Here is a 24,785-nt window from a genome sequence, read left to right as displayed (position 1 = left end):
TAGATACACCGGAGCCGACTGTGGCCTTTGACACGGTCGGCCCCGGTGTTCATAACGTTTCGACAGAGATATCTGGTGGTACGGCCACGCGTCGCGGTCACCTGGTCTCGCTGCGCTCACATCGGCCCCGCCTTTTGGCGGGGCTCGTTCTTTATGACCGTTTTATCTGCGGCTTACATCACCATGGATCTTCGCATTCCACTGTTTGGAAGAGCGAAGCCTGACGTGCTGGAATGCCTGAACTGCCTAATAGTCAAAGACGTACTCATGTAGAGGGTCTTTGACTTACCGGCTCTGAGAGACTGCGGCACAACGTTGGTGCCTTCCGCCGAGAGGTTGTTGGTCGAGTGAGGCGAAGCAAGAACGGTCCCGAGCCGTCGGCCCGGGGCAACTTCACCCCGCCCCCGCGCGGAGCGGCGCCCGCCCCTGTGCCCGGCTCCGAGCCGATGGCGCCACCCGCCCCGAGCGGCAGCCGTTTCTCCCCGCGCAACTGGCGCGTGCCGACCAGGCTGAACGCGATCCTGCTCATCCCCGTGGTCGTCGGCCTCATCATGGGCGGCTTCCAGGTGAAGAGCTCGATCGACACCTGGCAGGAGGCCGAGGACGCGGAGAAGACCGCGCGCCTCGTGCAGGCCGCCCTGGTCTACGGCGACGCCCTCTTCCAGGAGCGCGACGTCACCGCGGCCCCCCTGCTCCAGGGCAAGGGCGAGGACGACGAGACGGTCGTCAAGGCCCGCGCCGCGACCGACAAGGCCGCGGACGCCTTCGACGTCGCCGCCCAGAACATCCCCGACAAGCCGGGTGTCCAGCGCCGCCTCAAGCTGTTCCGCGAGGTCGAGCCCCAGCTGGAGACGATCCGCGCGGCGGCGTACACCTCGAAGCTCACCGGTGTGCAGTCCGAGGAGAGCTACACCGCGGTCACGCACACGCTCATGGAGTTCTCCAACGAGCTGGGCCTGGGCACGGGCAACATCACCGCCTACGGCCGTACCGTCTACGCGCTCTCGCTCACCAAGGCCGCGCTGTCGCTTGAGCGTTCCATCGGCATGCACATCCTGCTCAAGCCGGGCCCGAGCACGAGCAGCTTCCAGAGCCAGCGCATCGCCCTCACCTCGTACGCGTACCTCGAGCGGATCGCCATCGAGGAGTACATCGCGGGCGGTACCGAGCAGGACGCCAAGAAGCTGGAGGACCTGACCGTCCAGGTCACGGCCCAGGGCAAGGAGATGGCCGAGCAGGCCGCCCAGCAGGCCCAGGCCAAGGGCGAGACGTACGTCCCGCCGCCGTCGGACCCGACGCAGATGATCTCGGCCATCGCCTCGCTCTCCACGACCGACGCCAGTGCCCGCGCCACCATCGCGGCGAGCGGTGTCACGCCGCAGAACTGGTGGGCGGTCAACACGCTGAAGTACAACGCGTACGTCAAGCTGGAGTCGGACCTCACCAAGAAGGCGGTCGACGAGGCCGCCAGCATCTCCGACGACGCCAAGCGTGACGCGTTCATCGTGGGCGCGGCCGTCGTGGTCGCCCTGCTCCTCGCCTTCATCCTGGCCGGCGCGGTGGCCCGCCAGATGAGCCGCTCGATGCGCCAGCTGCGCAACGCCGCCTTCGGCATCGCCGAACAGCGGCTGCCGATGCTGGTCGACCAGCTCTCGCGCACCGACCCCGGCCGCGTCGACACCCGCGTCGCCGCGATCCCCATCAACACCACGGACGAGATCGGCGAGGTCGCCCGCGCCTTCGACCAGGTCCACCGCGAGGCGGTCCGACTGGCCGCCGAGCAGGCCCTCCTCCGGGGCAACATCAACGCGATCTTCACCAACCTGTCGCGCCGCAACCAGTCGTTGATCGAGGGCCAGCTGACCCTCATCACCGACCTGGAGAACAACGAGGCCGACCCGGACCAGCTGGAGAACCTCTTCCGCCTGGACCACCTCGCGACCCGTATGCGCCGCAACGGCGAGAACCTCCTGGTCCTCGCCGGCGAGGAGCCCGGCCGCCGCTGGGACCAGCCGGTCCCGCTGGTCGACGTGCTGCGCGCCGCCTCCTCCGAGGTGGAGCAGTACGAGCGCATCGAGCTGTCGGGCGTACCGGAGGCCGAGATCCACGGCCGCGCGGTCACCGACCTCGTGCACCTGCTCGCCGAGCTGCTGGAGAACGCCACGACGTTCTCCTCCCCGCAGACGAAGGTCCGCGTCACGGCGACCCGGCTCCCGGACGGCCGCGTCATGGTCGAGATCCACGACAAGGGCATCGGCCTCACCGCCGAGGACTTCGCGGACATCAACCACAAGCTGGCCAACCCGCCGACCGTGGACGCCGCGATCTCCCAGCGCATGGGCCTGTTCGTGGTCGGCCGGCTGTCCGACCGGCACGGCATCCGCGTCCAGCTCCGCCCCTCGGGCGAGCAGGCCGGTACGACCTCGCTGGTCATGCTCCCCGACGCCATCACCCACGGTGGCGGTGGCGAACAGCAGATGCAGCGCGACGAGTTCACCGTCTCGCAGATCATCCCGGAACAGCAGCAGCAGTACGTCGGCGAGAACTTCCAGGCCGCCCAGGTGCAGCCGATGCGTACGGCGGCCGAACTCGGCTTCGACGACAGCCGCTACTCCGAGGTCGTCCCGGACGACATACGCGAGCTGGACCCCGTCGGCCGCTCCCTGATGCGCGAGGAGCGCCGGGCGCAGCTGGAGGCCCAGACGCACCCCGAGCAGGGCCAGCAGGACGGTACCGAGGCTCCCGCGTACGGCGACGACTTCAGCGCCCCGCAGAACGGCCAGAGCCCGGCCCTGGAGGACTCCTTCACGGGCTACGACCAGCAGACCGCGTACGAGGACCGGCAGCAGCCGTCGTACGAGGAGCCGTACTTCAACGGGAGCAACAACGGCTTCCCGCAGACGGACGACTTCAGCTCGGCGGGCAGCGACTACCCGTCGACGAACGGCGGTTACCCGTCCTCGAACGGCAACGGCGGCTACCCGGAGCCCGCGTACGCGGAGCCCGCCCAGGACGAGCCCGCGCCGGCGCACGCCGCCGCCCCGGAGGCCTTCTCGGCCTTCGAGGAGCGGCGCTACCAGGATGACTGGCCGCAGCCGGACGGTTACCAGAACGGGCACCGCTCCGAGTACGCTCCGGAAACGGAGTCCGTGCAGGCCGCTGACGTGAGTGAGCGGAATCACGTAGGCTTCGAGCGTCCGGGACCGGCGCCGTCCGCCGCCCACACGATGACCGATGCCGGACTCCCCCGCCGCGGATCCACCGCGAACGGCACCGGCAACGGCACCTCCCGGCAGCACGTGGGCCAGGAGACACCGGCGCAGGCCCCCGCGGAGCAGAACGGCAGCAGCAACGGCCACGGCAACGCCAATGGAACCGGTCCCGATGACTGGCGCTCGGCGAACGACGAGCGCTGGCAGCAGGCCGCACAGCTCCGCAAGCCCAAGGCGGGCGGGGTGACCTCCTCCGGTCTGCCGCGCCGGGTACCGAAGGCCAATCTGATCGAGGGGGCCGCGGAAGCGACTCTCCAGGGCGGCCCGTCGGTATCCCGCGCCCCCGAGGACATCCGGGGCAGGTTGAGCAACCTGCGCCAGGGCGTCCAGCGGGGTCGCACCGCAGGTAGTGACACGAACGGCCAGGCCACCAGGAATCACCACGGTGGGCCTGACAGCACCTACAACCAGGAGCGTTAGTGTGAGCCCGATGAGCCAGGCGGCGCAGAACCTGAACTGGTTGATCACCAATTTCGTGGACAACACCCCCGGGGTGTCGCACACGGTGGTGGTCTCCGCCGACGGACTCCTTCTGGCGATGTCCGAAGGCTTTCCGCGAGACCGTGCGGACCAGCTCGCCGCTGTCGCCTCCGGTCTGACCTCCCTCACCGCTGGTGCCTCGCGCATCTTCGAGGGTGGCAGCGTGAACCAGACAGTCGTGGAGATGGAGCGGGGATTCCTCTTCATCATGTCCGTCTCCGACGGTTCGTCGCTCGCGGTCCTCGCACATCCGGAGGCCGATATCGGTCTCATCGGGTACGAGATGGCGCTTCTGGTCGACCGTGCCGGTACGGTCCTGACACCCGATCTGCGTGCGGAGCTCCAGGGGAGCCTTCTCAACTAGCAGTCAGACGGTGCGTTTTGGCGTCCCGGGACGATAGGTTTCGGACGCGGCTCCACAGTGATGCGGTGCCCGGCACAGTCGGAGGAGGAGAAGAAAGTGGCAACACCCCCAGGCGGTTCGTCCTCGGGCAACTGGTCGTACGGCCCTGGCCAAGGTCAGGGCCAGGGTCAGGGTGACCAGAACCGGTACAACTTCCCCTCCGCACCGAGTCACCGTCGGCAGCAGCCGTACGCACCCCAGAACCCGCAGGGTCCCGGGCCGTCGCCGTACGACCAGCCGGCGGCGCCGCGCATCCAGCCCGTGCAGCCGCAGCGGCGTTCTCCCGAACCGGGGCCCGCGGGGGGTGCCAGCAACCCGCTGGTGCGCCCCTACGCGATGACCGGCGGCCGTACCCGGCCGCGATACCAGCTCGCCATCGAGGCGCTGGTGCACACCACTGCGCAGCCGCACCAGATGCAGGGCCAGTTGCCCGAGCATCAGCGGATCTGCAACCTCTGCCGAGAGATCAAGTCGGTGGCCGAGATCTCGGCGTTGCTGACCATCCCTCTCGGTGTGGCCAGGATCCTCGTCGCCGACTTGGCGGAGGCAGGCCTGGTCGCGATTCATCAGCCCGGCGGCGACGAGAGCGCCGGTGGCCAGCCAGACGTGACTTTGCTCGAAAGGGTGCTCAGTGGACTTCGCAAGCTCTAGCGGAGGGCCTTCCCGCTCCACCACGTCCGCGAAAATCGTGGTGGCGGGCGGCTTCGGCGTGGGCAAGACCACGTTCGTCGGGGCCGTCTCGGAGATCAATCCGCTGCGTACCGAGGCCGTGATGACGTCCGCGTCCGCGGGTATCGACGACCTCACGCACACGGGGGACAAGACCACCACGACGGTGGCGATGGACTTCGGCCGTATCACCCTGGACCAGGACCTGATCCTGTACCTGTTCGGTACGCCCGGCCAGGACCGCTTCTGGTTCATGTGGGACGACCTGGTGCGCGGCGCGATCGGCGCGATCGTCCTCGTCGACACGAGGCGCCTCGCGGACTGCTTCCCCGCGGTGGACTACTTCGAGAACAGCGGTCTGCCGTTCGTCATCGCCCTGAACGGCTTCGACGGCAGCCAGCCGTACAACCCGGACGAGGTCCGGGAGGCGCTCCAGATCGGCCCGGACACTCCGATCATCACGACGGACGCGCGGCACCGGGCCGATGCGAAGTCGGCGCTCATCACCCTGGTGGAGCACGCGCTGATGGCTCGCCTGCGGTAGGTACGTGGTTTTTTGCGGCCACTGGGCTGCCACGGACGGTTGTACGCCGTCCGCGGCAGCCCTTCGGTTTACCGAAGACAGGGGCGCAGCCCCGTCTTCAGGGGCGCGGGGAACTGCGCGAGAAGCCCCACCGGCCCGCAGCCGAAGCACACACGAGAGGGCCCCCTTCCCACATCTCGGGAAGGGGGCCCTCTCAAAGCTCAGGCTCAGTGCCAGCTGTGCGGGGCACGGAAGCCGCCCTCGCGCTCCAACCGGCGCCAGCCGGCCTTCGGGCGTCGGTGGGTCACAGGGGCCGCCGGGGCCGACGCCGCGCGGGCCAGGAGGATCGCCGTGATGGCGGCGACTTCCTCGGGCTCGGCATGGCCCTTCTCGACGCGAATGTCAGAGGTGTTCATAGGTCACAGTCTCCGTGAGAGAGGTTTCCGCGGATGGACCGCGAAGGATCCGCTGGGTTACCGAGCGGGGATCACTGCGGGGGATTGCCGTGCTTTCGCGAGGGCAGGTCCGCGTGCTTGGTCTGCAGCATCGCGAGCGACCTGATGAGCACCGAACGGGTCTCGGCCGGGTCGATGACGTCGTCGACGAGGCCGCGCTCGGCGGCGTAGTAGGGGTGCATCAGCTCGGACTTGTACTCCTTGACCATCCGAGCCCTCATCGCCTCGGAGTCCTCGGCGTCCGCGATCTGACGGCGGAAGATGACGTTGGCGGCACCTTCGGCGCCCATCACGGCGATCTCGTTCGTCGGCCAGGCGTAGGTGAGGTCGGCGCCGATGGACTGGCTGTCCATGACGATGTACGCGCCTCCGTACGCCTTGCGCAGGATCAGCGAGATCCTCGGAACGGTCGCGTTGCAGTAGGCGTAGAGGAGCTTCGCGCCGTGCCGGATGATTCCGCCGTGCTCCTGGTCGACGCCCGGGAGGAAGCCGGGGACATCCAGCAGCGTGACGATCGGGATGTTAAAAGCGTCACACATCTGGACAAAACGTGCAGCTTTTTCCGACGCCTCGATGTCCAGGACGCCCGCGATGCTCATCGGCTGGTTGGCGACGATGCCGACGACCTGGCCGCCGAGCCGGCCGAGCGCGCAGATGATGTTGCGGGCCCAGCGCTCGTGGATCTCCAGGTAGTCGCCGTCGTCGACGATCTCCTCGATGACCTTGGTCATGTCGTACGGGCGGTTGCCGTCGGCCGGGACGAGGTCCAGCAGGATCTCGCCGCGCCGGTCGGCCGGGTCCTCGGACTCGACGCGCGGCGGGTTCTCGCGGTTGTTCTGCGGGAGCATCGCGAGGAGGTACCGCACCTCGGCGATGCAGGTCTCCTCGTCGTCGTACGCGAAGTGCGCGACGCCGCTGGTCTCGGCGTGCACGTCGGCGCCGCCGAGGCCGTTCTGGGTGATCTCCTCGCCGGTGACCGCCTTGACGACGTCCGGTCCGGTGATGAACATCTGCGAGGTCTCGCGGACCATGAAGACGAAGTCGGTGAGGGCGGGCGAGTAGGCCGCGCCGCCGGCACACGGGCCGAGCATCACGGAGATCTGCGGGATGACCCCGGAGGCCTTGGTGTTGCGCTGGAAGATGCCGCCGTACCCGGCGAGGGCGGAGACGCCCTCCTGGATACGGGCACCGGCGCCGTCGTTGAGCGAGACGAGCGGGGCCCCGGCCGCGATGGCCATGTCCATGATCTTGTGGATCTTGGTGGCGTGGGCCTCGCCCAGCGCGCCGCCGAAGATGCGGAAATCATGGGCATAGACGAAGACCGTACGGCCCTCCACCGTGCCCCAGCCGGTGATGACACCGTCGGTGAACGGCTTCTTGGCCTCCAGGCCGAAGCCGGTCGCGCGGTGCCGGCGCAGCTGCTCGACCTCGTTGAAGGAGTCCGGGTCGAGGAGCAGGTCGATGCGCTCCCGGGCGGTCAGCTTGCCCTTGGCGTGCTGCGCCTCGGTGGCCTTCTCGCTGGGCCCGGCCAGGGCCTGCGCACGGATCTCGTGCAGCTCGGCCACGCGCCCGCGTGCGTCCGTCGGCTCCTCCGTCGGCTCGCCCGCGGACCCGCCCTGCGCCTCGTCGATAAAGGTCATGTAGTGACCTTACGAAGCCGGGCAAGAAAACCGGGCCGTCGACTCCGTACAGTCTCCGGCGCGTTTTCCTGGTACCCCTGAACAGAACAACGTCGGCATGCAGCCGACCCGACTGCTCAGGGGGCATCCACGTTGTAGGGGTCATACAAAGCGGCCATGACGACACCCTTGTCATACCGGGCGGGACTGCGCCACTCGGAGTAACGTCGTGGACACTCAACGCACACTGTTGAACATTGAACGGAATAGGACTACGGTTCCTCCCGTTGAACTGATTCAAGCTTCAACAACACGTCCCCCAAGGAGCATCATCATGGGCATCTTCGGCCGCAAGAGCAGCGACGACGACGCAGCCACGGCGACCTCGGTCGCCACTCCCGAGCTGGCCGCGCTGACCGGCGACTACACGATCGACGCGTCCCACACGACCATCGGCTTCGTCGCCCGGCACGCCATGGTGACGAACGTCAAGGGCAGCTTCCAGGAGTTCGAGGGCACCCTGCACCTCGACGGCAGCAACCCCGCCGCGTCGACCGCGTCCCTCGACATCAAGATGGAGAGCATCGAGACGGGCTCCGCCGACCGCGACGGCCACCTGAAGAGCGCGGACTTCTTCCGTACGGACGAGTTCCCGACGATGACGTTCCGCTCGACCAAGGCGGAGTCCCTGGGCGGCGAGGACTACCGGATCACCGGCGACCTGGAGATCCTGGGCACCACCAGGGAGATCTCCATCGACCTGGAGTTCAACGGCGCGGCGAAGGACCCGTTCGGCAACGAGCGCGTGGGCTTCGAGGGCAAGGCGGAGATCCTGCGCTCGGAGTGGGGCCTCACCTGGAACGCGGCGCTGGAGACGGGTGGCGTCCTGGTCTCGGACAAGATCAAGCTGAACTTCGACATCTCGGCGATCAGGAACGCGTGACGTACCGGGTGCCCAGCCGCAGGCGCCCCCGAGGTGAACACGAACCGCCCGCCCGGTCGGCATACGACCAGGCGGGCGGACCTGTCGGTACCGCCGGTTCGCACACCCACTCCGGGCTCCCACTCCACACGCCCACTCCGGGCTCCCGCTCATGACCGGGAACGCGGCGCCCCTTCCGCCAGCCTCGCAACGGCCGCCGCGAGCCGCGCGGCCCGGGTGTCCGGCGTACGGGCCGTGAGCAGCGGCAGCAGGACCGTCTGGTACCGCACCGACCTGCCGAGCGCCTCGAAGGCCGCCTCGGCGCGGGGCTCGCGCTCCAGCGCGGCGACGAGGTCGTCCGGGACGGAGGCGTCGCGCTGGGACGCGTACGCCGCCTCCCACCGCCCGTCGGCCTTGGCGGCCTCGACCTCGGCGAGCCCACCGGCCCGCATGAGCCCGGCCTCGACCAGCTCGGGCACCCGCCGCACATTGACCATCGACCACACACTGCCCCGCCGACGCGGAGTGATCTTCTGCAGACAGTACGAGGCGTCGAGGCTCTTGCGCTGACCGGTGATCCACCCATGACAGAGGGCCACGTCATTGACCTCGGCGAAGCCGACGGACGGCAGGCCCGAGCCCTTCTTCGCGACCTTCACCCAGAGGGCGGCGGGGCGAGGGGCGGGGTGGGCGGTGAGCCAGGCGTCGAGGTCGGGGGCGTCGGCGAAAGGCTCGACGGGGATGCCGTCGAGGGTGCTGAGGGTGTCAAGGGTGCCGGGGGTGGTGGTCATGGGAAGACGGTAGGAGGTCAGTAGGACAGAAACTGTCCTACTGCGAGTCAGGGCTCATTCGCCACCGGTGAAACCCGCCCCGCGGTAGCAGGCGAGCCGTACGGCCGACTCACCGCCGCATCCCGAACTCGCACCACACCGACTTGCCCGGGTTCCGCTCCCCCACCCCCCACTTGTCCGCGAGCACGCCGACAAGAAGCAGGCCCCGGCCGTTCTCGACCTCCGGGTCGATGTCCGGCGTACGGATCTCGCCCGTACCGCTGTCGTGGACCTCGACGCGCAGTACGCCGTCGGTGGCCAGGGCCAGTTGGAGGAGGAAGCCTCGGCCCGGGGGTACGCCGTGGAGGAGGGCGTTCGTGGTCAGTTCGCTCACGCAGAGCAGCACGTCGTCGGTGCGCTCGGGGGTGCCCCAGTCGGTGAGGGCCTCGCGGGTGAAGTCCCGGGCCAGGCGTACCGACCTGCGGTCGCGGCGGTAGAACGCCTCGCGGGTGTGGAGGAGTTGGGGTTGTGCGTTCATGGGGCCACTGTCACAGGGAGTCACTATCGTGGAGCAGTACGTGAAGTCGTAGTTCCGATTGCTACGACTTCACTACGAGGGGTTCGGGTGGCGGCGGGGGAAGGGGACGGGCATGCATTCGGCGAAGAGGCCCCGGCGGGGCAGTTCATGGCAGGCCATCGGGGCGGCGGTCGCCCACTTCAGGAAGCGGGCGCGGCTGACGCAGGAGCAGTTGGCGGAGCGCGCGAACATCCACGTCGACACCGTCGGCTCCATCGAGCAGGGGCGGCTTGCGCTGCAACTCGACCGGGCGGAGCAGTTCGACGAACTGCTCGACACCGGTGGGGTGTTGGCCGTGATGGTGGTCAAGGTGCCCGTCCGGGAGCGAGTCGTCCAGTTCGCGCAGGGGCTGGTCGAGCATGAGCAGGAGGCGCTCAGCTTCCTGTCGTACGAGGCCCAAGCGGTACCGGGGTTGCTCCAGACTCCGGAGTACTGCCGCGCCCTCTTCGACTGCCGGTATCCGGCGATCGGGAACGAGACGGCCGAGCAGTGGGTGAACGCCCGTATGGAACGCCAGTTGATGTGGCAGCGGGAGCAGCCGCCGGTGGGGCACTTCGTCCTGGAGGAGAGCATCTTCCAGCGGGACGTCGGCGGTCCGGAGGTGATGCGTGAGCAGATCCGCAAGATCCTCGAAGCCTGCGAACCGGTCCACATGAGCGTGCAGATCATGCCTATGAACCGCACGCCCCACGCCTGCCTCGGCGGACCCATGGTGCTGCTCGAAACCCCGGACCACGAACGGCTGGTGTACCTGGAGGTGCAGCGTGCCAGCTTCCTCGTGGACGACCCCGACGAGGTCAGCTTGTATCACCTGAAATATGGAATGCTGCGGTCACAGGCACTCTCTCCCGAGGAGAGCGCGCGCCTCCTGGACGGACTGCTTGGAGAGTCATGAACACCGCAGCGCGACAGCACCTCCCCACGGACGACCTGGCGTGGTTCAAGTCCAGCTACAGCGGGAGCGAGGGCGGCAACTGCCTTGAAGTCGCCTGCACCTGGCGCAAGTCCAGCTACAGCAGCGACGAGGGTGGCAACTGCCTCGAAGTCGCCGCCCACACCTCCGCCATCCACATCCGGGACTCCAAGAACCCCTCCGGGCCCGTCCTCACCGTTGGCCCCGGTTCCTGGGCCGCTTTTCTCGACCAGGCCTGACTGCGGGACCTGCGCATTGACGGCATCGACGGCGACACCGACTGGGTTGTCGTCAGATGCCGGAGGAGGTTCGGTACGACCTCTCGTGCGGGCCCGGGGGCGACGGGCACTGGCGTGGGTGGTTCACCGTGTACGTCGCGGCGGGCGCTCTGCGCGGGCTCGGGCTTCATCCGGGGCAGTTGTTCGCGTGCCCCAACTCCGTCTCCCCGCCCGCCTGGTGGCATGCCGAGGGTGAGCGGTACGGGCGTCGGTGGCCCGCTCCGCCGGATTAATTCCGTGCGGGGTGCCTGCCCCGGCGTTAGCCTCCGGGCATGACCTGGCTCCCCCGCGACTTCGTCCATCCGCTGCGCGTCGACGTACCCGGCGGGTATCACCTGCGGCCCATTCGCGGGACCGATGCCGCCCTCGACTATCCGACCGTCATGGGGTCGCGCGAGCGGTTGTGGGGGATCTTCGGGGAGGCGTGGGGGTGGCCGGCCGCCTCCATCACCTACGAGGCCAATCTCGCCGACCTGGAACGGCATGCCGCCGAGGCCGACGCTCACCAGTCGTTCAACTACGTGCTGCTCAATGACGACGAGAGCGTCGAACTCGGGTGCGTCTACATCGATCCGCCCGAGAAGGACGGCGCCGACGCCGAGATCTCCTGGTGGGTCGTCGACAGTGCCGTGGGGGGCGCTGTCGAGCAGGCGCTCGACGAGCTGGTGCCTCGGTGGATCGGTGACGACTGGCCCTTCGAGCGGCCTCGGTTCATCGGGCGGGATCTGTCCTGGGCGGAGTGGCTCCGGCTCGCCTGACCCCCACACTGCTCACCCGACTCGGCATCGCTCGCCTGACTCAATACCCGTGGCCTGATTTCACCCCTTGTGGGCGCGCTCACAGCGTTCCCATAATCCTTCAACAGATTTTGACCAGCTCATGCCATCCAGCGCACGAGTTCTTTCTGTTTCCTTGGCATGAGCCTGACATTTCTGCGTATGTCCAACCCCCCACGGAAGGCATCACGTTGAAGAAGCTCATCACCGCGTTCAAGAGAACCGTCGCCGCCGGCGCCGCCGCTCTCGCGATCATCAGCCTTCAGCCCCTCTCCTCCGCCCAGGCCGCCCCCGCGCCCGTCGTCGGTGGAACCCGTGCCGCGCAGGGCGAGTTCCCCTTCATGGTCCGGCTCTCCATGGGCTGTGGAGGCTCGCTCCTCACCCAGCAGATCGTGCTGACCGCCGCGCACTGTGTGAGCGGCACCGGCGCCAACACCAGCATCACGGCCACCGCCGGTGTCGTGGACCTCCAGTCGACCACCGGCCGGGTGCAGGTTCGGTCCACGTACGTGTACCGGGCCCCCGGCTACAACGGCAACGGCAAGGACTGGGCGCTCATCAAGCTCGCCTCGCCCATCACCACCCAGGCGACCCTGAAGATCGCCACCACCACGCAGTACAACACCGGGACCTTCACCATCGCCGGGTGGGGTTCGGCCTCCGAGGGTGGTGCGCAGCAGCGGTACATGCTCAAGGCGACCGTGCCGTTCGTGAGTGACGCGACCTGCCGGTCGTACAGCGGGTACAGCGGGCTTGTGGCCGCCGACGAGATCTGCGCGGGGTACGCCTCCGGCGGGGTCGACACGTGCCAGGGTGACTCCGGTGGTCCGATGTTCCGTCGGGACAGCGCGAACGCGTGGATTCAGGTCGGCATCGTGAGCTGGGGTATCGGGTGCGCTCGGGCCAACGCGCCTGGTGTGTACTCCGAGGTCTCGACCTTCGCCTCTGCGATCACTGCGGCGGCGGCGACTCTCTGATCTGTGCGGTGTGGCGTCGTATTCGTACGGCGTCCGCGGGTCCGGTGCCTTTTGGGGCGCCGGGCCCGTTTTTTCGCCCCCGCCGCCCCTACCCGTTCCCATCCCTGGGGGCTGCCGCCCCCAGACCCCCGCCAGTCGCGCTGAACGCGCTCGTCCTCAAACGCCGGACGGGCTGAAGTGCCCGGGCCTTGACTGGATGGACGCAGTAAACGGGTGGGTGGGCGGGAAAAACGTCCTCGAACGCCGCCCCTGGCGTTCAGAACCCCCCGCCGAAGTCCCCTCCCCCGCCACCAAAATCCCCCGCGTCGAAGTCCGCGCCCGACATGTCGCCGCCCTCGTAGCCGCCGGGGTCCCTTGAGTCGCCGTAGTCGGCCGCGTAGGTCGGGGTGGTCATCATGGTGCCGAGCATTGTGCCTACCAGGAGGCCGGGGAGGATGCCGCCGCCGAAGTAGCCGCCTGCCCAGGGGCCGTACGCAGGGCCCGCGTCCCAGTAGGGGCGGGGACCTGACGCCGTTTGCACCTCGCGGATCGCCGGGTCCTGGCCGTCGGCCAGGCGGGTGCGGTCCGCCGCGCAGACCGGGACCTCTCGGGGGGCGCCGCCCGCCGGGGTCCAGGTCGCGTCCGCTACCGACGGGCCGTGGCGGGGGTCGAAGAAGCACGGGCCTCGGCGTTCCGGCAGGGGGCGGCCCTCTCTGCGTGCCGACAGTTGGGCGAGGGAGAAGCGGCCGTCCTCCAGGGTTTGCGTTACCGCCCTTACTTCCTCCGGGCGTCGCGTCGCCGCCATCAGCGACTTCGCCTTGTCGTAGGAGTCCAGCGCCCGTTCGTAGTCCGCTCGCATCGCGTCGTCCGCGCCCGCCTCCGCCGGGTGGAAGTCGAGGCGGTCCAACTCCTCGCCGAACGCCGTGATGTCCTCGTCGACCACCACCGTCAGCTGCGCCAGGGCTGCTCTCTGGTTCTCCTCCTGGCGGCGCCGGTTGCGTCTGATCAGGGCGTACGCCCCTGCTCCGCCCGCTGCCAGTACCGCCCCTACCGCGATCAGCGCGCCCGTTTCCACCCCGCCGCCCGACTCGCCCCCGCTCCATGTCGCCGGTGCCGAACCGCCGACGTTGCCGCGCAGCGCCGCGTCCACGAAGTCGTTCAGCTGGGCCTTCGGGTCGCCTGCCGTCCGTACCGCCGTCACCAGGTTGCCGACCGCCGCCCTGCTCAGTACCCCGCTGTCCGCCCGCGCGTCGAAGCGGTCGCCCAGGCGGATCGCGTACAGGCCCGTGATGCCCGTCTCCGTGCGGAGGTTCGTGAAGAGGTTCTCCGTCGGGTAGCCGGCCGGGAGGACCGCCACGAACACCGGCTTGTCCGCTTGCCTGATCTTCGCCGTCAGGGCCTGCGCGTCGGCGGCGGAGAGCAGGTCCGAGGCCGCCGGGTCCACGTACACCGGGTCCGCGCGCAGTGCCTCGGCGACCTTCGAGAGGTCGGTGGCCGCCCGCGCGCCGGGCGCGGCGGCCGTCAGCAGCGCGAGTACCGCGAGTGTCGCGACGAAGGGCACCAGCAGTAGGCGTACGAGAGGACGGGCGACCAGTACGGCCTTCATACCTTCGAAGCTACCTGAAGTCGGGTGGAAACGGACGTCCGGACTGGTGGGGGGTGAAGGCCCCCCACCACCCTCCGCTACTTCGCCGGCTCCACTCCCGCCCGCAGCAGGCCGTACGTGTACGCGTCCGACAGGGCCTCCCACGACGCGGCGATCACGTTGTCCGCGACGCCCACCGTCGACCACTCGCCCTTGCCGTCCGTCGTCGAGATGAGGACGCGGGTCGTGGACTGGGTGCCGTGCTTGCCCTCCAGGATGCGGACCTTGTAGTCGACCAGCTCGAGCTTGGCGAGCGGCGGGTAGATCTTCTCCAGGGCGACCTTCAGGGCGCGGTCGAGGGCGTTCACCGGGCCGTTGCCCTCCGCCGTCGCGACGATGCGCTCGCCCTTGGCGAAGAGCTTGACCGTGGCCTCGTTGGCGTGGCTGCCGTCGGGGCGGTCCTCGACGATCGCACGCCAGGACTCGACCTCGAAGTACGTACGGGTCCTGCCCTCCGCCTCCGCGCGCAGGAGCAGTTCGAAGGACGCGTCCGCCGCCTCGTACGTGTAGCCCTGCAGCTCACGCTCCTTCACGCGCGCGACGACCCGGGCGACCAGCTCGCGGTCGTCCCCCAGGTCCACGCCCAGTTCCTTGCCCTTCAGCTCGATCGACGCGCGGCCCGCCATGTCGGAGACCAGCATCCGCATGGTGTTGCCGACCTGCTCGGGGTCGATGTGCTGGTAGAGGTCGGGGTCGACCTTGATCGCCGAGGCGTGCAGGCCCGCCTTGTGGGCGAAGGCCGAGACTCCCACGTACGGCTGATGGGTCGACGGCGTCAGGTTGACCACCTCGGCGATGGCGTGGGAGATGCGGGTCATCTCGCGCAGCGCGCCCTCGGGGAGCACCTTCTTGCCGTACTTCAGCTCCAGGGCCGCCACCACCGGGAACAGGTTGGCGTTGCCTACGCGCTCGCCGTAGCCGTTCGCCGTGCACTGGACGTGGGTCGCGCCCGCGTCGACGGCGGCGAGGGTGTTGGCGACCGCGCAGCCCGTGTCGTCCTGGGTGTGGATGCCGAGGCGGGCCCCGGTGTCGGCGAGGACCGTGGCGACGACCGCCTGGATCTGCGCCGGGAGCATCCCGCCGTTGGTGTCGCAGAGGATGACGACGTCGGCGCCCGCCTCGGACGCGGCCCGCACGACCGCCTTCGCGTACTCGGGGTTGGCGCGGTAGCCGTCGAAGAAGTGCTCGCAGTCGACGAAGACCCGGCGGCCCTGGGCGCGGATGTGGGCGACGGTGTCGCGGACCATTTCCACGTTCTCGTCGAGCGTGGTGCGCAGCGCCAGCTCGACGTGCCGGTCGTGGGACTTCGCCACCAGGGTGATGACGGGTGCGCCCGAGTCGAGGAGTGCCTTGACCTGCGGGTCCTCGCTCGCCTTGCCGCCCGCCCTGCGGGTGGCGCCGAAGGCCACCAGCTGGGCGTGCTTGAAGTCGATCTCCTGCTGGGCGCGGGCGAAGAACTCGGTGTCGCGCGGGTTGGCGCCCGGCCAGCCGCCCTCGATGAAGCCGACGCCGAAGTCGTCCAGGTGCCGTGCGATGGCCAGCTTGTCGGCGACGGTGAGGTTGATGCCCTCGCGCTGGGCGCCGTCGCGCAGGGTGGTGTCGAAGACGTGGAACGAGTCGTCGAGCCGACTGGTTCCGCTGGATTCGCTGGATTCCGTCATGATCTCAAGGCTCCTGGGGATGTCGATCTCGGTCTGTACCGGAATGACCGGCTCCACCGTCCTCCGATGATCCCTCACGCTTCTTCTCCGGCTGAAGGTGGGCCAGAAAAGCGAAAAACCCCTCGCGGGTGCGAGAGGTCTGCGCGCGGGTCGAAGACGACGGTGGCCGCCCGTACCTGGTCGTACGAGGCGGTCACTGCGGACCGGCGCGCCTGCTGCCAATAATCGTGGCGAACGAGAGCACGGGGGCAGTCTGGCACAGCTCTGCCCCCGTGCTCCCCGGTGTCTCAGTATGCGAACCCGCGGAGGTATCCCCGGAACGTCAGCGCAGGCGGCGTACGAAGCCGTCCGTCTCGCCGTTGGTGTCGCCCCTGACCAGCTGTGCGGACGCGCTGCCGAGGCCCAGGAGACGGCCTCCGCCGCCGAACCCGGTGATGTAGACCGAGTCGTCCGTGACCGGGCCGCCGGTGGTGGCGGGGCTCGCGAGCTGGGACTTTCCGGTGCGCAGATCCCGTACGTACGCGTTGTCCTTGCCCTGCGGGGTCGCGAACACATAGCCGACGTACCGGCCGTCGCGGCTCAGTGTGGGGCCGAAGATCGCCGAGCCGCCCGCTCCGGCGTGGGTCACGCCCCGGGTTCTGTCGGTGCGCAGGTCGCGTACATAGGTGTGGGTGTTGACCGCGCCGCCGGGCACCAGGTCGTCGGCGTGGGAGTCGAAGGAGATGGTCCGGCCGTCGGCCGAGAGCGACGGGGCGAGGGCGTAGGCGGCGGACAGGGTGCCGTCCGGCCTGACGTTGACCAGTTCCTCGGTGCGGGTGCGGCGGTCGTGCACCCACAGTCGGCCCCCGCCGCCGCGCGGCTCGATCTGCGAGTACGCCACATAGCGGCCGTCCGCGCTCAGGTCGAGGTGGTAGGCGGCCAGCGTCGGGTGGCCTCGGTTGGTGATCCGTTCGATCTTCCCGGTGCGGCGGTCGGCGACGTAGACCGCCGGGTAGATGGGCTGGTCGGGGCTCTCCAGCTGGCTGGGGCGGGCGTTGAAGGCGACGTAACGGCCGTCGTCGGAGATGCGCGCGACTCCGTGGGCGTAGGCGGACGCGCCCGTCGGGGTCTTGCTGACGCGGTCCGTGCGGCCGGTGCGGCGGTCGTGGACGTAGACGTCCTGGGCCCATTCGGGCTGTGGCCCGGGCCACTTGGCGAGGTTCGTCGCGGTCGAGACGAACACCACGAACCGGCCGTTCGGACTGATCGCCGCCACGTCGCTGCCCCGGTCGGCCTGCTTGCCGTTCGTCGCGACGCTGACCCTGGTCACCTTGCCGGTGCGCAGGTCCCGTACGAAGGTGTCCTCCACGCCGTTCGTGTCGCCCCGCACCAGGTTCTTGGCGTTCGACCCGAAGGCGGCGTAGCGGCCGTCGTCGCTGACGTACGGCCCGGACGAGTAGCTGTCACCCTGCTCGCCCGTGCCCGACACCGTGACCCGCTCGGTCGTGCGCGACGGCGCGGGGGCCGGCGCCGCCGAGGTCACCGACAGCACCACCGCCCCCGCGGTGAGTGCGGCGACGGTCGTCGCACGCGAGATCCCGAACATACGTTTTACCCCGTTTTCCCCCGGTGGAAATGAGTGAATACCCACCGGGGGAGCAAGCTATGCCGGGTGCGAGCCCGCGCCCCGAAGGGGCGCGGGGCTGTGTCGATTTGCGGCTCCGCCGCGGGGCGCGACCAGCCCGCACCGACCGGCAGCAAACGAACCCACCTACCCCGCCGAGCCCTCAGCCGAGAACATGCATCCAACCGTGCGTGTCCTCCGCCGTCCCCCGCTGGATGTCGAGCAGCGCCTCACGCAGCCGCAGCGTGACCTCGCCCGGCTCGCCGCCGCTCTGCTGCCACTCGGTGCCGGTGCGCTTAACCGTGCCGACGGGGGTGATGACCGCCGCCGTACCGCAGGCGAAGACCTCGGTCAGGGTGCCGTTCTCGGCGTCGCGCTGCCAGTCGTCGATGGAGATGCGGCCCTCCTCGGCGGTGTAGCCGAGGTCGCGGGCGACGGTGAGGAGGGAGTCGCGGGTGACGCCCTCCAGGATGGAGCCGGTGAGCGAGGGGGTGACGATGCGGTCCCCGTACACGAAGTACAGGTTCATGCCGCCGAGTTCCTCGATCCACTTGTGCTCGACGGCGTCGAGGTAGCAGACCTGGGCGCAGCCCTGTTCGGCGGCCTCGGCCTGGGCGAGCAGGGAGGCCGCGTAGTTGCCGCCGGTCTTGGCGTCGCCCATGCCGCCGGGGACGGCGCGGACGCGGTCCTCGGAGAGCCAGATGGAGACGGGCTTGACGCCACCGGGGAAGTAGGCGCCCGCGGGGGACGCGATCACCAGGAACAGGTACTCGTTGGCCGGCTTGACGCCGAGCCCGACCTCGGTGGCGATCATGAAGGGGCGCAGGTAGAGGGACTCCTCGCCGCCGTGCGCGGGCACCCAGTCCTGGTCCTGGCGGACCAGGGCGTCGATGGCCTCGATGAACGTCTCGACGGGCAGTTCGGGCATCGCGAGCCGGTGCGCGGACCGCTGGAAGCGCTCGGCGTTCTTCTCCGGACGGAAGACGGCGACGGAGCCGTCGGGCCGGCGGTAGGCCTTGAGGCCCTCGAAGATCTCCTGCGCGTAGTGCAGGGTCATGTTCGCGGGGTCGATGGAGAGCGGGCCGTACGGGACGAGCTGGCCGTCGTGCCAGCCGCGGCCCTCGGTCCACTTGATCGTCACCATGTGGTCGGTGAAGTGGCGGCCGAAGCCGGGGCTGGCCAGGATCGCCTCGCGCTCCGCGCCGGTAAGTGGCGAGGCCGAGGGCTTCAGCTCGATCGTGGGCGTCGTCATGAGTGGGTGTCCTTCACCGGTTGTGTGTGACGGGCCGCGCTCACGCCTGCTACTGCCAGTGGCCAGTGTTAGGACGTCCGAGCATTCCCTCGGTCCGCGGCTCCGCGTTCGATTATCGCGTGGGCGGGGCCATGGACGAAAAGGGCGTGAATGCGACCCAGGGGATGATGGTGACACCCGGCGGGGACATAAGAAAAGCCGCCGGGTGCGTATGCGACCCGGCGGCTTCGAAAGATCTTCGGGAGATCTTCGGGGTATCGAGTGAGCGCCGCGGGGTCAGCCCGCTACTCGTACGGCGAGGGCGTCGCCGATCTCGTCGGTCGTACGGGTCGTCGTACCGCGCTCCGCGAGGTCGGCGGTGACGGCGTCCTCGATGCGGACGGCCTCCGCCTCGTAGCCGAGGTGGCGCAGCAGCAGGGCGACGGACAGGACGGTGGCGCTGGGGTCGGCCTTGCCCTGACCGGCGATGTCCGGGGCCGAGCCGTGCACGGGCTCGAACATCGAGGGGTACTCGCCGGACGGGTTGATGTTCCCGCTCGCGGCGACGCCGATGCCGCCGGAGACGGCCGCGGCGAGGTCGGTGATGATGTCGCCGAAGAGGTTGTCGGTGACGATCACGTCGAAGCGGGCGGGGTCGGTGACGAGGTAGATCGTCGCCGCGTCGACGTGGATGTAGTCCGTGGTGACGTCGGGGAACTCCTCGGCCACCTTGTTGAAGATGTTCGTCCACAGGTGCCCCGCGAAGGTCAGCACGTTGTTCTTGTGGACCAGCGTCAGCTTCTTGCGGGGGCGGGCCTGGGCGCGGGCGAAGGCGTCACGGACGACGCGCTCGACACCGAAGGCCGTGTTCACGGAGACCTCGGTGGCGACCTCGTGCGGGGTGCCCTTGCGGATCGTGCCGCCGTTGCCCGTGTACGGGCCCTCGGTGCCCTCGCGGACGACGACGAAGTCGATCGCGGGCTGTCCGGCGAGCGGGGTGGCCACACCGGGGAGGAGCTTCGACGGACGCAGGTTGACGTGGTGGTCGAAGGCGAAGCGGAGCTTCAGCAGGAAGCCGCGCTCCAGGACACCGGACGGCACGCTCGGGTCACCGATCGCGCCGAGCAGGATGGCGTCGTGCTTCTTGAGCGCGTCCAGGTCGGCCTCGGTGAGGGTCTCACCGGTGGCGTGGTAGCGCCGGGCACCGAAGTCGAACTCCTTGGTCTCCAGCTTCACATCCTGCGGAAGGACGGCGGAGAGGATCTTGAGCCCCTGGGCCACGACCTCCTGGCCGATGCCGTCACCGGGAATCACTGCGAGATTGATGCTGCGAGACATACCGGCACCGTACTCCTGGTCCCATGGGATGACACACGTTGTCCGCGATACGGACACGAGAGTGTCCTGCGGCGACCGCTCTTCGACTGCAGTTCACCCGTATGTGTGGCGGGCGTTGGGGTTTGCTGGGAAGTTCGCATCCTATGGACACCCCGAACGTCGGCATCCCGCCGCAGCTCGCAGGACGGCTGAGCATGGCGGAGCAGTACGAGTACCTGCGCACGCGTCTCACCCGGCGCCGTGCGCTGGTGACGGCGGGCGCGCTGGCCGGTGCCGGGCTGGTCGGCGGCTGCTCGTCGAGCACGGGCCCGGCGGACCCGGCGACCGGCAAGGTGCCCGGCTCGGCCGTCACGCCCTTCGGCCGCCATCTCGCCTTCGGCGCCGACCCGAAGACGCAGATGCGGATCTCCTGGCAGGTGCCGTTCGCGGTCAGGAAGCCGTACGTGCGGGTCGGGCCGACGCCGGGCGACCTGAGCCGCCGCATCGACGCCGAGGTCCGCGCGCTGCACACGCCGGGCCTGACGGGCATCCGCCTCGACCTGGACCAGTACTACGTCCACGCGGCCCTCGACGGACTGCGCCCCGGGACGACGTATTACTACGGCGTCGGCCACGAGGGCTTCGACCCGGCGTCGAGCGCGCACCGGTCCGCCCTCGGCACGTTCCGTACGGCGCCCGCGACCGCGCCCGCGAGCTTCGTGTTCACGGCCTTCGGCGACCAGGGCGTGACCCCCGAGGCGCTCGCCAACGACAAGCTGATCCTCGGCCGGGACCCCGCCTTCCACCTCCACGCCGGGGACATCTGCTACGCGGACGTCACCGGCCACGGCGAGAAGTCGGACACCTACGACCCGACCGCCTGGGACCTGTTCCTGAAGCAGACGGAGACGGTCGCGAAGTCGGTGCCGTGGATGGTGACGACCGGCAACCACGACATGGAGGCGTGGTACTCGCCCAACGGCTACGGCGGCCAGTCGGCCCGCTGGTCGCTCCCGGAGAACGGCTTCGACCCCCGGAACACCCCGGGCGCCTACTCCTTCACGTACGGCAACGTCGGCGTCGTGGCGCTGGACGCGAACGACGTGTCGTACGAGATCCCGGCGAACCTGGGGCACACGGACGGCCGCCAGACGGCGTGGCTGGACCGGCGGCTGGCGGAGCTGCGGGCGTCGGACGGGATCGACTTCGTCGTCGTCTTCTTCCACCACTGCACCTACTCGACGTCCACCCATGCCTCGGACGGCGGGGTACGGGACGCCTGGCTGCCGCTCTTCGACAAGTACCGGGTCGATCTGGTGATCAACGGCCACAACCATGTGTACGAGCGGACGGACGCTCTCAGGGGCGGCCGGGTGGGCCGGAAGGTGCCCGTCGGAGCGACCACCGATCCGACGCGGGACGGGACCGTGTACGTCACGGCGGGCGGTGCGGGGCGGAGCCTGTACAGCTTCCCCGTCGGGGTGAAGGACAGCTTCGAGGGGAAGGTCGTCGACCGGGAGTCGGTGGAGAGCTACTACTGGACGAAGTCGCAGGAGCGGCACGAGGACACCGTGGAGTGGTCCCGGGTGCGCTACACCGGCTACTCGTTCCTCTCGGTGGAGGCGCAGACCGGTGCTCCGGGCGCGGCTCCCCGGCTCAAGGTGTCGGCTCTGGCGGAGAACGGGGAGCGGATCGACCACTTCGAGGTGCGGCGGGCGTGACCGGCCGCGTTCAGTGGCCGGTCTGGCCGCCGTTGTCCCGGCGGTCGAGGGCGCGCTGGAGTGCTGCGGCGGCGTTCTTGCGGTCGGACTCGCTCGTCGGGGAGACGTGGCGGACGCGGCGGCGGACGGTCGTCTCGGCCATGGGGAATCGACTCCTAGGGAGGAGGGCGGGGGGAATACGAGACGCCGGGTGGGACGGGGAGCGACGGTGCCGCAGGGGTTGCCTGCACGGGCTCCGGCTCACGACCGTCATTCGCTTGGTCTAGCGAGACGTTCGGCTTCTACAAAGCTAGGTGAGGACAGGGCATCTGTCTCCACAATTACTCGGACTTCCTACTATCTGAGACGGCCGATTGGGCCACCCCCTGCCGACCTGCCCTTTTGTGCCGCCTCATGCGCCAGGTCACAGCACGTCGCCGTCCCGCCAGTCGAAGACCAGACCGTCGGACGGGTCGAGCGAGCCGACGGCCGCCGGGCGTACGAAGACGTCGCCCTCCTCGTCCGGGAGGTGGACGACGCCCTGCGGACCGAGGGCGCCGATCCGGCCCGGCCAGCGCTGCCAGCCCCGGGCGAGATAGAGGGAGGCGCCGTCGGCGCTCGCGGACAGCGCGCCGAGGTCGTAGCCGCCGTCGACGATCCGCTCCAGCGCGCCCAGCACCTGTCCGCCGAGGCCGTGGCGGCGGGCGTCGGCACGGACCCCGACCGCTTCGACGTAGCCGACGCGCAGCCAGCGGCCCCGGTGCAGCGCGCGACGCATGACGACCGAGCCATGGGCGAGCAGGCGGCCCGTCTCGTCGTGGACAAGGGCATGGATGCCGCCGAGCGCGTGCTCCCAGTCCTCGTCGGCGAAGCCGCCGTCGAAGGAGGCGCCCATGAGGTCACGGGCGGCGGCGAGTTCGGCGGAGGTGAGGTCGGCCGTGTGCGCGGTGCGCGGGGTGGGGGCCATGGGTCCAGTATCCCGGGGCATGTCCGGATACTGCGCGGTTAATTGATCGGATCTCCAACACACAGAAAGCGCTGCCTGACACCTTGACAGGCCCATTGTCACCCAGCAGCCTCACAGTCATCGGATGACTGAACGACTGAAGGGGTACTTCATGTCGATCGCGCTGACTCTGTGTTCCGCGTTACTCGCCGCGGCGGTGACCGCCGTCCCGGCGGGTGCGCATACCGGCGGACCGGCGGCGGCCTGGGAGGTGAAGGCCCCGCCCGGCTCCTCCCCCACGGCCGTCGTCGCGCTGGACCCGGCCGACGGGCAGCCGACTATCACGGTGAGACGGGCCGGCGAGCAGATCCTCGCCCCCTCCCCCCTGGGCCTGGTCACCGAACAGGCCGACTTCTCCAAGGGGTTGGAGCTGACCGGCCGCACCACCCGGACGGTCACCGAGCGCTATGCGTCCACAACGGGCAAGTCCCGTGCGCGGGTTGCCCGGATGACCGAGTCCCGCTTCCGCTTCCGTACGGCGGAGGGTGCCCGGCTCGATCTGCTGGTCCGGGTCGCCGGGGACGGTGTCGCCTACCGCTACGTCCTGCCGCGCTCCACCGGGAACGTCCTGCGCGAGACGTCCGCCTTCACGCTCCCCACGGGCAGCCAGGCCGTCATCAACGCCTACCGCGCCGACAACGAACTCCCCTTCAAACGCTACGAGTCGGCGGCTGCCGCCCCGGCGGGCTCCTACTCGATGCAGGCCCTGTTCAACACCCCCGGCGGCTACGCGCTGATCGCCGAGTCCGACCTCAACGGCACCTATTCGGGCGCCCACTTGACCCACGAGGCGAACTCGCCGACGTACAGGGTGAGCCTCTGGAACGACGAACCCGTCGCTGTCGAGGGCTCGTTGAGGACACCCTGGCGCACGATCGTCACGGGCGATCTGGCCACCGTGACCGAGTCGACCCTCGTCGACGACCTGGCCCCGCCCTCCAAGGTCCGGGACACCTCCTGGATCAAGCCGGGCCCGGCCCTGTGGACCTGGCTCGCGGGCGGCAAGGAGGCCGGGCAGAGCCTGGCCGCGCAGAAGAGGTATGTCGACTACGCGGCCGAGCGGAAGTGGCCGTACGAGGTCGTGGACGCGGGCTGGTACTACAAGCCCGGCGAGTGGGACGTCATCGACCCCGACTGGCAGACGAACAGCTGGATGCCGGAGCTGGTGCGGTACGCGGCGGCCAAGGGCGTCGGGGTCCAGGTGTGGCTGCACTACACGCTGCTCACCGACCCGGTCGAGCGGGAGAAGTGGCTCGGCACGCTGGCGAGTTGGGGCGTCAAGGGCGTGAAGATCGACTTCATGGACTCGGAGTCGCAGGCGCGGATGCGCTGGTACGACGAGGCCTTGGAAGCGACGGCCCGGCACCACCTCCTCGTCAACTTCCATGGCTCCACGATCCCGAAGGGCATGCAGCGCACCTGGCCGCAGGTCATGACCATGGAGGGCGTGGGCGGGGAGGAGAAGCGCAACAACACCGCCGAGCAGCTGGCCTCGCTTCCCTTCACCCGGAACGTGATCGGCTCGATGGACTTCACCCCGGGCGCCTTCCACCGCCCGTTCCGCCCCAACGTGGCTTCCGACGCGGGTGAGTTGGGGCTGACGGTGCTGTACGAGTCGGGCATCCAGAACCTCGCCGGCACTCCGGAGTCGTACGAGGCGCGTCCCGAGGCTCGCGCCTATCTGGAGCAGTTGCCGGCGCGCTGGGAGGAGACGCGGCTGCTGACCGGTGACCCGGGCAGGGCCGCCGTGCTCGCCCGACGGGCGGCGGACGGACGGTGGTTCATCGGCGGTACGTTCGCGGGCGCGGCGCACACGGCGGACGTGCCGCTGCGGCTGGGCGCCGGGCGCTGGCTGGTGGAGACGGTGACGGACGGTCCGGCGGGGCTGGTGCGCGGGACGCGGGTCGCGAAGGGGGGTGCCACCATCGCCGTACCGGTGATCACGGACGGCGGCTTCGCCGCGCTGGCCTGCCGGTGGCACCCGGGCCGGACGACCTGCGAGAACTGAT

At 69.4% G+C, this 24,785-nt stretch carries 22 protein-coding genes; 11 read left to right on the top strand and 11 right to left on the bottom strand.

Annotation, left to right across the window (positions count from 1 at the left end):
- Positions 1-347 precede the first annotated feature (347 nt).
- The 4 genes from CW359_RS16065 to CW359_RS16050 all read left to right on the top strand — a co-directional run bounded on the left by CW359_RS16065 (position 348) and on the right by CW359_RS16050 (position 5,368).
- Positions 348-3,692 (top strand): sensor histidine kinase, encoded by a 3,345-nt coding sequence (locus tag CW359_RS16065; RefSeq protein ID WP_198655236.1) that lies wholly within the window; start codon positions 348-350, stop codon positions 3,690-3,692.
- Between the two features lie 10 nt (positions 3,693-3,702).
- Positions 3,703-4,116, top strand: coding sequence for a roadblock/LC7 domain-containing protein (locus CW359_RS16060; protein ID WP_005479603.1), 414 nt, complete (start codon positions 3,703-3,705; stop codon positions 4,114-4,116).
- Positions 4,117-4,212: 96 nt separating this feature from the next.
- Positions 4,213-4,806: a DUF742 domain-containing protein gene (locus CW359_RS16055; RefSeq protein WP_105970613.1), complete on the top strand. Its 594-nt coding sequence runs from the start codon at positions 4,213-4,215 to the stop codon at positions 4,804-4,806.
- Positions 4,787-5,368, top strand: coding sequence for a GTP-binding protein (locus CW359_RS16050; protein ID WP_006375305.1), 582 nt, complete (start codon positions 4,787-4,789; stop codon positions 5,366-5,368). Before CW359_RS16055 ends, CW359_RS16050 begins: the two co-directional genes overlap by 20 nt.
- A gap of 206 nt (positions 5,369-5,574) precedes the next feature.
- Here the strand turns inward: CW359_RS16050 and CW359_RS16045 are convergent, their stop codons facing one another.
- Entirely contained in the window at positions 5,575-5,763 is a 189-nt protein-coding gene (locus CW359_RS16045) for an acyl-CoA carboxylase subunit epsilon (RefSeq protein WP_105970612.1), read from the bottom strand.
- A gap of 71 nt (positions 5,764-5,834) precedes the next feature.
- Complete coding sequence (locus CW359_RS16040; protein ID WP_105970611.1) at positions 5,835-7,442, bottom strand: acyl-CoA carboxylase subunit beta; 1,608 nt, start codon at positions 7,440-7,442, stop codon at positions 5,835-5,837.
- A gap of 313 nt (positions 7,443-7,755) precedes the next feature.
- Between CW359_RS16040 and CW359_RS16035 the strand changes: the two genes are divergently transcribed.
- Positions 7,756-8,364 carry a YceI family protein gene (locus CW359_RS16035; RefSeq protein ID WP_105970610.1) on the top strand — a complete coding sequence of 203 codons (609 nt, stop codon included), beginning with the start codon at positions 7,756-7,758 and terminating at the stop codon, positions 8,362-8,364.
- Between the two features lie 149 nt (positions 8,365-8,513).
- Here CW359_RS16035 and CW359_RS16030 read toward each other — a convergent pair whose 3' ends face one another.
- Entirely contained in the window at positions 8,514-9,134 is a 621-nt protein-coding gene (locus CW359_RS16030; RefSeq protein WP_105970609.1) for a YdeI/OmpD-associated family protein, read from the bottom strand.
- Between the two features lie 109 nt (positions 9,135-9,243).
- Positions 9,244-9,651, bottom strand: coding sequence for an ATP-binding protein (locus CW359_RS16025; RefSeq protein ID WP_105970608.1), 408 nt, complete (start codon positions 9,649-9,651; stop codon positions 9,244-9,246).
- A gap of 112 nt (positions 9,652-9,763) precedes the next feature.
- Between CW359_RS16025 and CW359_RS16020 the strand changes: the two genes are divergently transcribed.
- The 4 genes from CW359_RS16020 (at position 9,764) to CW359_RS16000 (ending at position 12,634) form a co-directional block, all read left to right on the top strand.
- Complete coding sequence (locus CW359_RS16020; protein ID WP_105970607.1) at positions 9,764-10,585, top strand: helix-turn-helix domain-containing protein; 822 nt, start codon at positions 9,764-9,766, stop codon at positions 10,583-10,585.
- Positions 10,582-10,842: a DUF397 domain-containing protein gene (locus CW359_RS16015; protein WP_105970606.1), complete on the top strand. Its 261-nt coding sequence runs from the start codon at positions 10,582-10,584 to the stop codon at positions 10,840-10,842. The genes CW359_RS16020 and CW359_RS16015 overlap by 4 nt, the downstream gene beginning before the upstream one ends.
- A gap of 311 nt (positions 10,843-11,153) precedes the next feature.
- Entirely contained in the window at positions 11,154-11,639 is a 486-nt protein-coding gene (locus CW359_RS16005) for a GNAT family N-acetyltransferase (protein ID WP_105970604.1), read from the top strand.
- Positions 11,640-11,848: 209 nt separating this feature from the next.
- Positions 11,849-12,634: a S1 family peptidase gene (locus CW359_RS16000; RefSeq protein WP_105970603.1), complete on the top strand. Its 786-nt coding sequence runs from the start codon at positions 11,849-11,851 to the stop codon at positions 12,632-12,634.
- A gap of 256 nt (positions 12,635-12,890) precedes the next feature.
- On the opposite strand, the gene CW359_RS15990 is transcribed toward CW359_RS16000, so the two are convergent.
- From CW359_RS15990 to CW359_RS15970, 5 genes are all read right to left on the bottom strand, one after another.
- Positions 12,891-14,219: a hypothetical protein gene (locus tag CW359_RS15990; RefSeq protein ID WP_105970601.1), complete on the bottom strand. Its 1,329-nt coding sequence runs from the start codon at positions 14,217-14,219 to the stop codon at positions 12,891-12,893.
- A 77-nt stretch (positions 14,220-14,296) separates the two neighbouring features.
- Positions 14,297-15,919, bottom strand: coding sequence for a citramalate synthase (cimA, locus tag CW359_RS15985; protein WP_105970651.1), 1,623 nt, complete (start codon positions 15,917-15,919; stop codon positions 14,297-14,299).
- Positions 15,920-16,241: 322 nt separating this feature from the next.
- The gene (locus CW359_RS15980; protein WP_105970600.1) at positions 16,242-17,504 is read right to left on the bottom strand and encodes a TolB family protein; all 1,263 of its coding nucleotides are present in this window, start codon (positions 17,502-17,504) and stop codon (positions 16,242-16,244) included.
- A gap of 181 nt (positions 17,505-17,685) precedes the next feature.
- Positions 17,686-18,774, bottom strand: coding sequence for a branched-chain amino acid aminotransferase (locus CW359_RS15975; protein ID WP_105970599.1), 1,089 nt, complete (start codon positions 18,772-18,774; stop codon positions 17,686-17,688).
- Between the two features lie 276 nt (positions 18,775-19,050).
- Positions 19,051-20,091 (bottom strand): 3-isopropylmalate dehydrogenase, encoded by a 1,041-nt coding sequence (locus CW359_RS15970; protein WP_105970598.1) that lies wholly within the window; start codon positions 20,089-20,091, stop codon positions 19,051-19,053.
- A gap of 143 nt (positions 20,092-20,234) precedes the next feature.
- On the opposite strand from CW359_RS15970, the gene CW359_RS15965 reads away from it, so the two are divergent.
- Positions 20,235-21,791, top strand: a complete 1,557-nt coding sequence (locus CW359_RS15965) for a purple acid phosphatase family protein (protein ID WP_105970597.1) — start codon at positions 20,235-20,237, stop codon at positions 21,789-21,791.
- 10 nt (positions 21,792-21,801) lie between these two features.
- On the opposite strand, the gene CW359_RS47105 is transcribed toward CW359_RS15965, so the two are convergent.
- A complete protein-coding gene (locus tag CW359_RS47105) occupies positions 21,802-21,933 on the bottom strand; it encodes a hypothetical protein (RefSeq protein ID WP_006374903.1) in 132 nt (43 codons plus the stop codon).
- Between the two features lie 261 nt (positions 21,934-22,194).
- Positions 22,195-22,737: a GNAT family N-acetyltransferase gene (locus tag CW359_RS15955; RefSeq protein ID WP_105970596.1), complete on the bottom strand. Its 543-nt coding sequence runs from the start codon at positions 22,735-22,737 to the stop codon at positions 22,195-22,197.
- A 124-nt stretch (positions 22,738-22,861) separates the two neighbouring features.
- Between CW359_RS15955 and CW359_RS15950 the strand changes: the two genes are divergently transcribed.
- Positions 22,862-24,784, top strand: coding sequence for a glycoside hydrolase family 97 catalytic domain-containing protein (locus CW359_RS15950; protein ID WP_232838417.1), 1,923 nt, complete (start codon positions 22,862-22,864; stop codon positions 24,782-24,784).
- Position 24,785 lies beyond the last annotated feature (1 nt).

The sequence above is a fragment of the Streptomyces geranii genome (assembly GCF_002954775.1).
In the GTDB taxonomy this organism is placed as follows: domain Bacteria; phylum Actinomycetota; class Actinomycetes; order Streptomycetales; family Streptomycetaceae; genus Streptomyces; species Streptomyces geranii.
The sequence above is the reverse complement of the archived record's forward strand: the minus strand, read 5'-3'. Positions and strand labels throughout refer to the sequence as shown.

Bases quoted from the DNA above. Each gene is read 5' to 3' on its own strand.
- CW359_RS16060 (WP_005479603.1), top strand. From the start codon at position 3,703: ATGAGCCAGGCGGCGCAGAACCTGAACTGGTTGATCACCAATTTCGTG.
- CW359_RS16045 (WP_105970612.1), bottom strand. From the start codon at position 5,763: ATGAACACCTCTGACATTCGCGTCGAGAAGGGCCATGCCGAGCCCGAG.
- CW359_RS16040 (WP_105970611.1), bottom strand. From the start codon at position 7,442: ATGACCTTTATCGACGAGGCGCAGGGCGGGTCCGCGGGCGAGCCGACG.
- CW359_RS16035 (WP_105970610.1), top strand. From the start codon at position 7,756: ATGGGCATCTTCGGCCGCAAGAGCAGCGACGACGACGCAGCCACGGCG.
- CW359_RS16030 (WP_105970609.1), bottom strand. From the start codon at position 9,134: ATGACCACCACCCCCGGCACCCTTGACACCCTCAGCACCCTCGACGGC.
- CW359_RS16025 (WP_105970608.1), bottom strand. From the start codon at position 9,651: ATGAACGCACAACCCCAACTCCTCCACACCCGCGAGGCGTTCTACCGC.
- CW359_RS16020 (WP_105970607.1), top strand. From the start codon at position 9,764: ATGCATTCGGCGAAGAGGCCCCGGCGGGGCAGTTCATGGCAGGCCATC.
- CW359_RS16015 (WP_105970606.1), top strand. From the start codon at position 10,582: ATGAACACCGCAGCGCGACAGCACCTCCCCACGGACGACCTGGCGTGG.
- CW359_RS16005 (WP_105970604.1), top strand. From the start codon at position 11,154: ATGACCTGGCTCCCCCGCGACTTCGTCCATCCGCTGCGCGTCGACGTA.
- CW359_RS15990 (WP_105970601.1), bottom strand. From the start codon at position 14,219: ATGAAGGCCGTACTGGTCGCCCGTCCTCTCGTACGCCTACTGCTGGTG.
- cimA (WP_105970651.1), bottom strand. From the start codon at position 15,919: ATGACGGAATCCAGCGAATCCAGCGGAACCAGTCGGCTCGACGACTCG.
- CW359_RS15980 (WP_105970600.1), bottom strand. From the start codon at position 17,504: ATGTTCGGGATCTCGCGTGCGACGACCGTCGCCGCACTCACCGCGGGG.
- CW359_RS15975 (WP_105970599.1), bottom strand. From the start codon at position 18,774: ATGACGACGCCCACGATCGAGCTGAAGCCCTCGGCCTCGCCACTTACC.
- CW359_RS15970 (WP_105970598.1), bottom strand. From the start codon at position 20,091: ATGTCTCGCAGCATCAATCTCGCAGTGATTCCCGGTGACGGCATCGGC.
- CW359_RS15965 (WP_105970597.1), top strand. From the start codon at position 20,235: ATGGACACCCCGAACGTCGGCATCCCGCCGCAGCTCGCAGGACGGCTG.
- CW359_RS47105 (WP_006374903.1), bottom strand. From the start codon at position 21,933: ATGGCCGAGACGACCGTCCGCCGCCGCGTCCGCCACGTCTCCCCGACG.
- CW359_RS15955 (WP_105970596.1), bottom strand. From the start codon at position 22,737: ATGGCCCCCACCCCGCGCACCGCGCACACGGCCGACCTCACCTCCGCC.
- CW359_RS15950 (WP_232838417.1), top strand. From the start codon at position 22,862: ATGACTGAACGACTGAAGGGGTACTTCATGTCGATCGCGCTGACTCTG.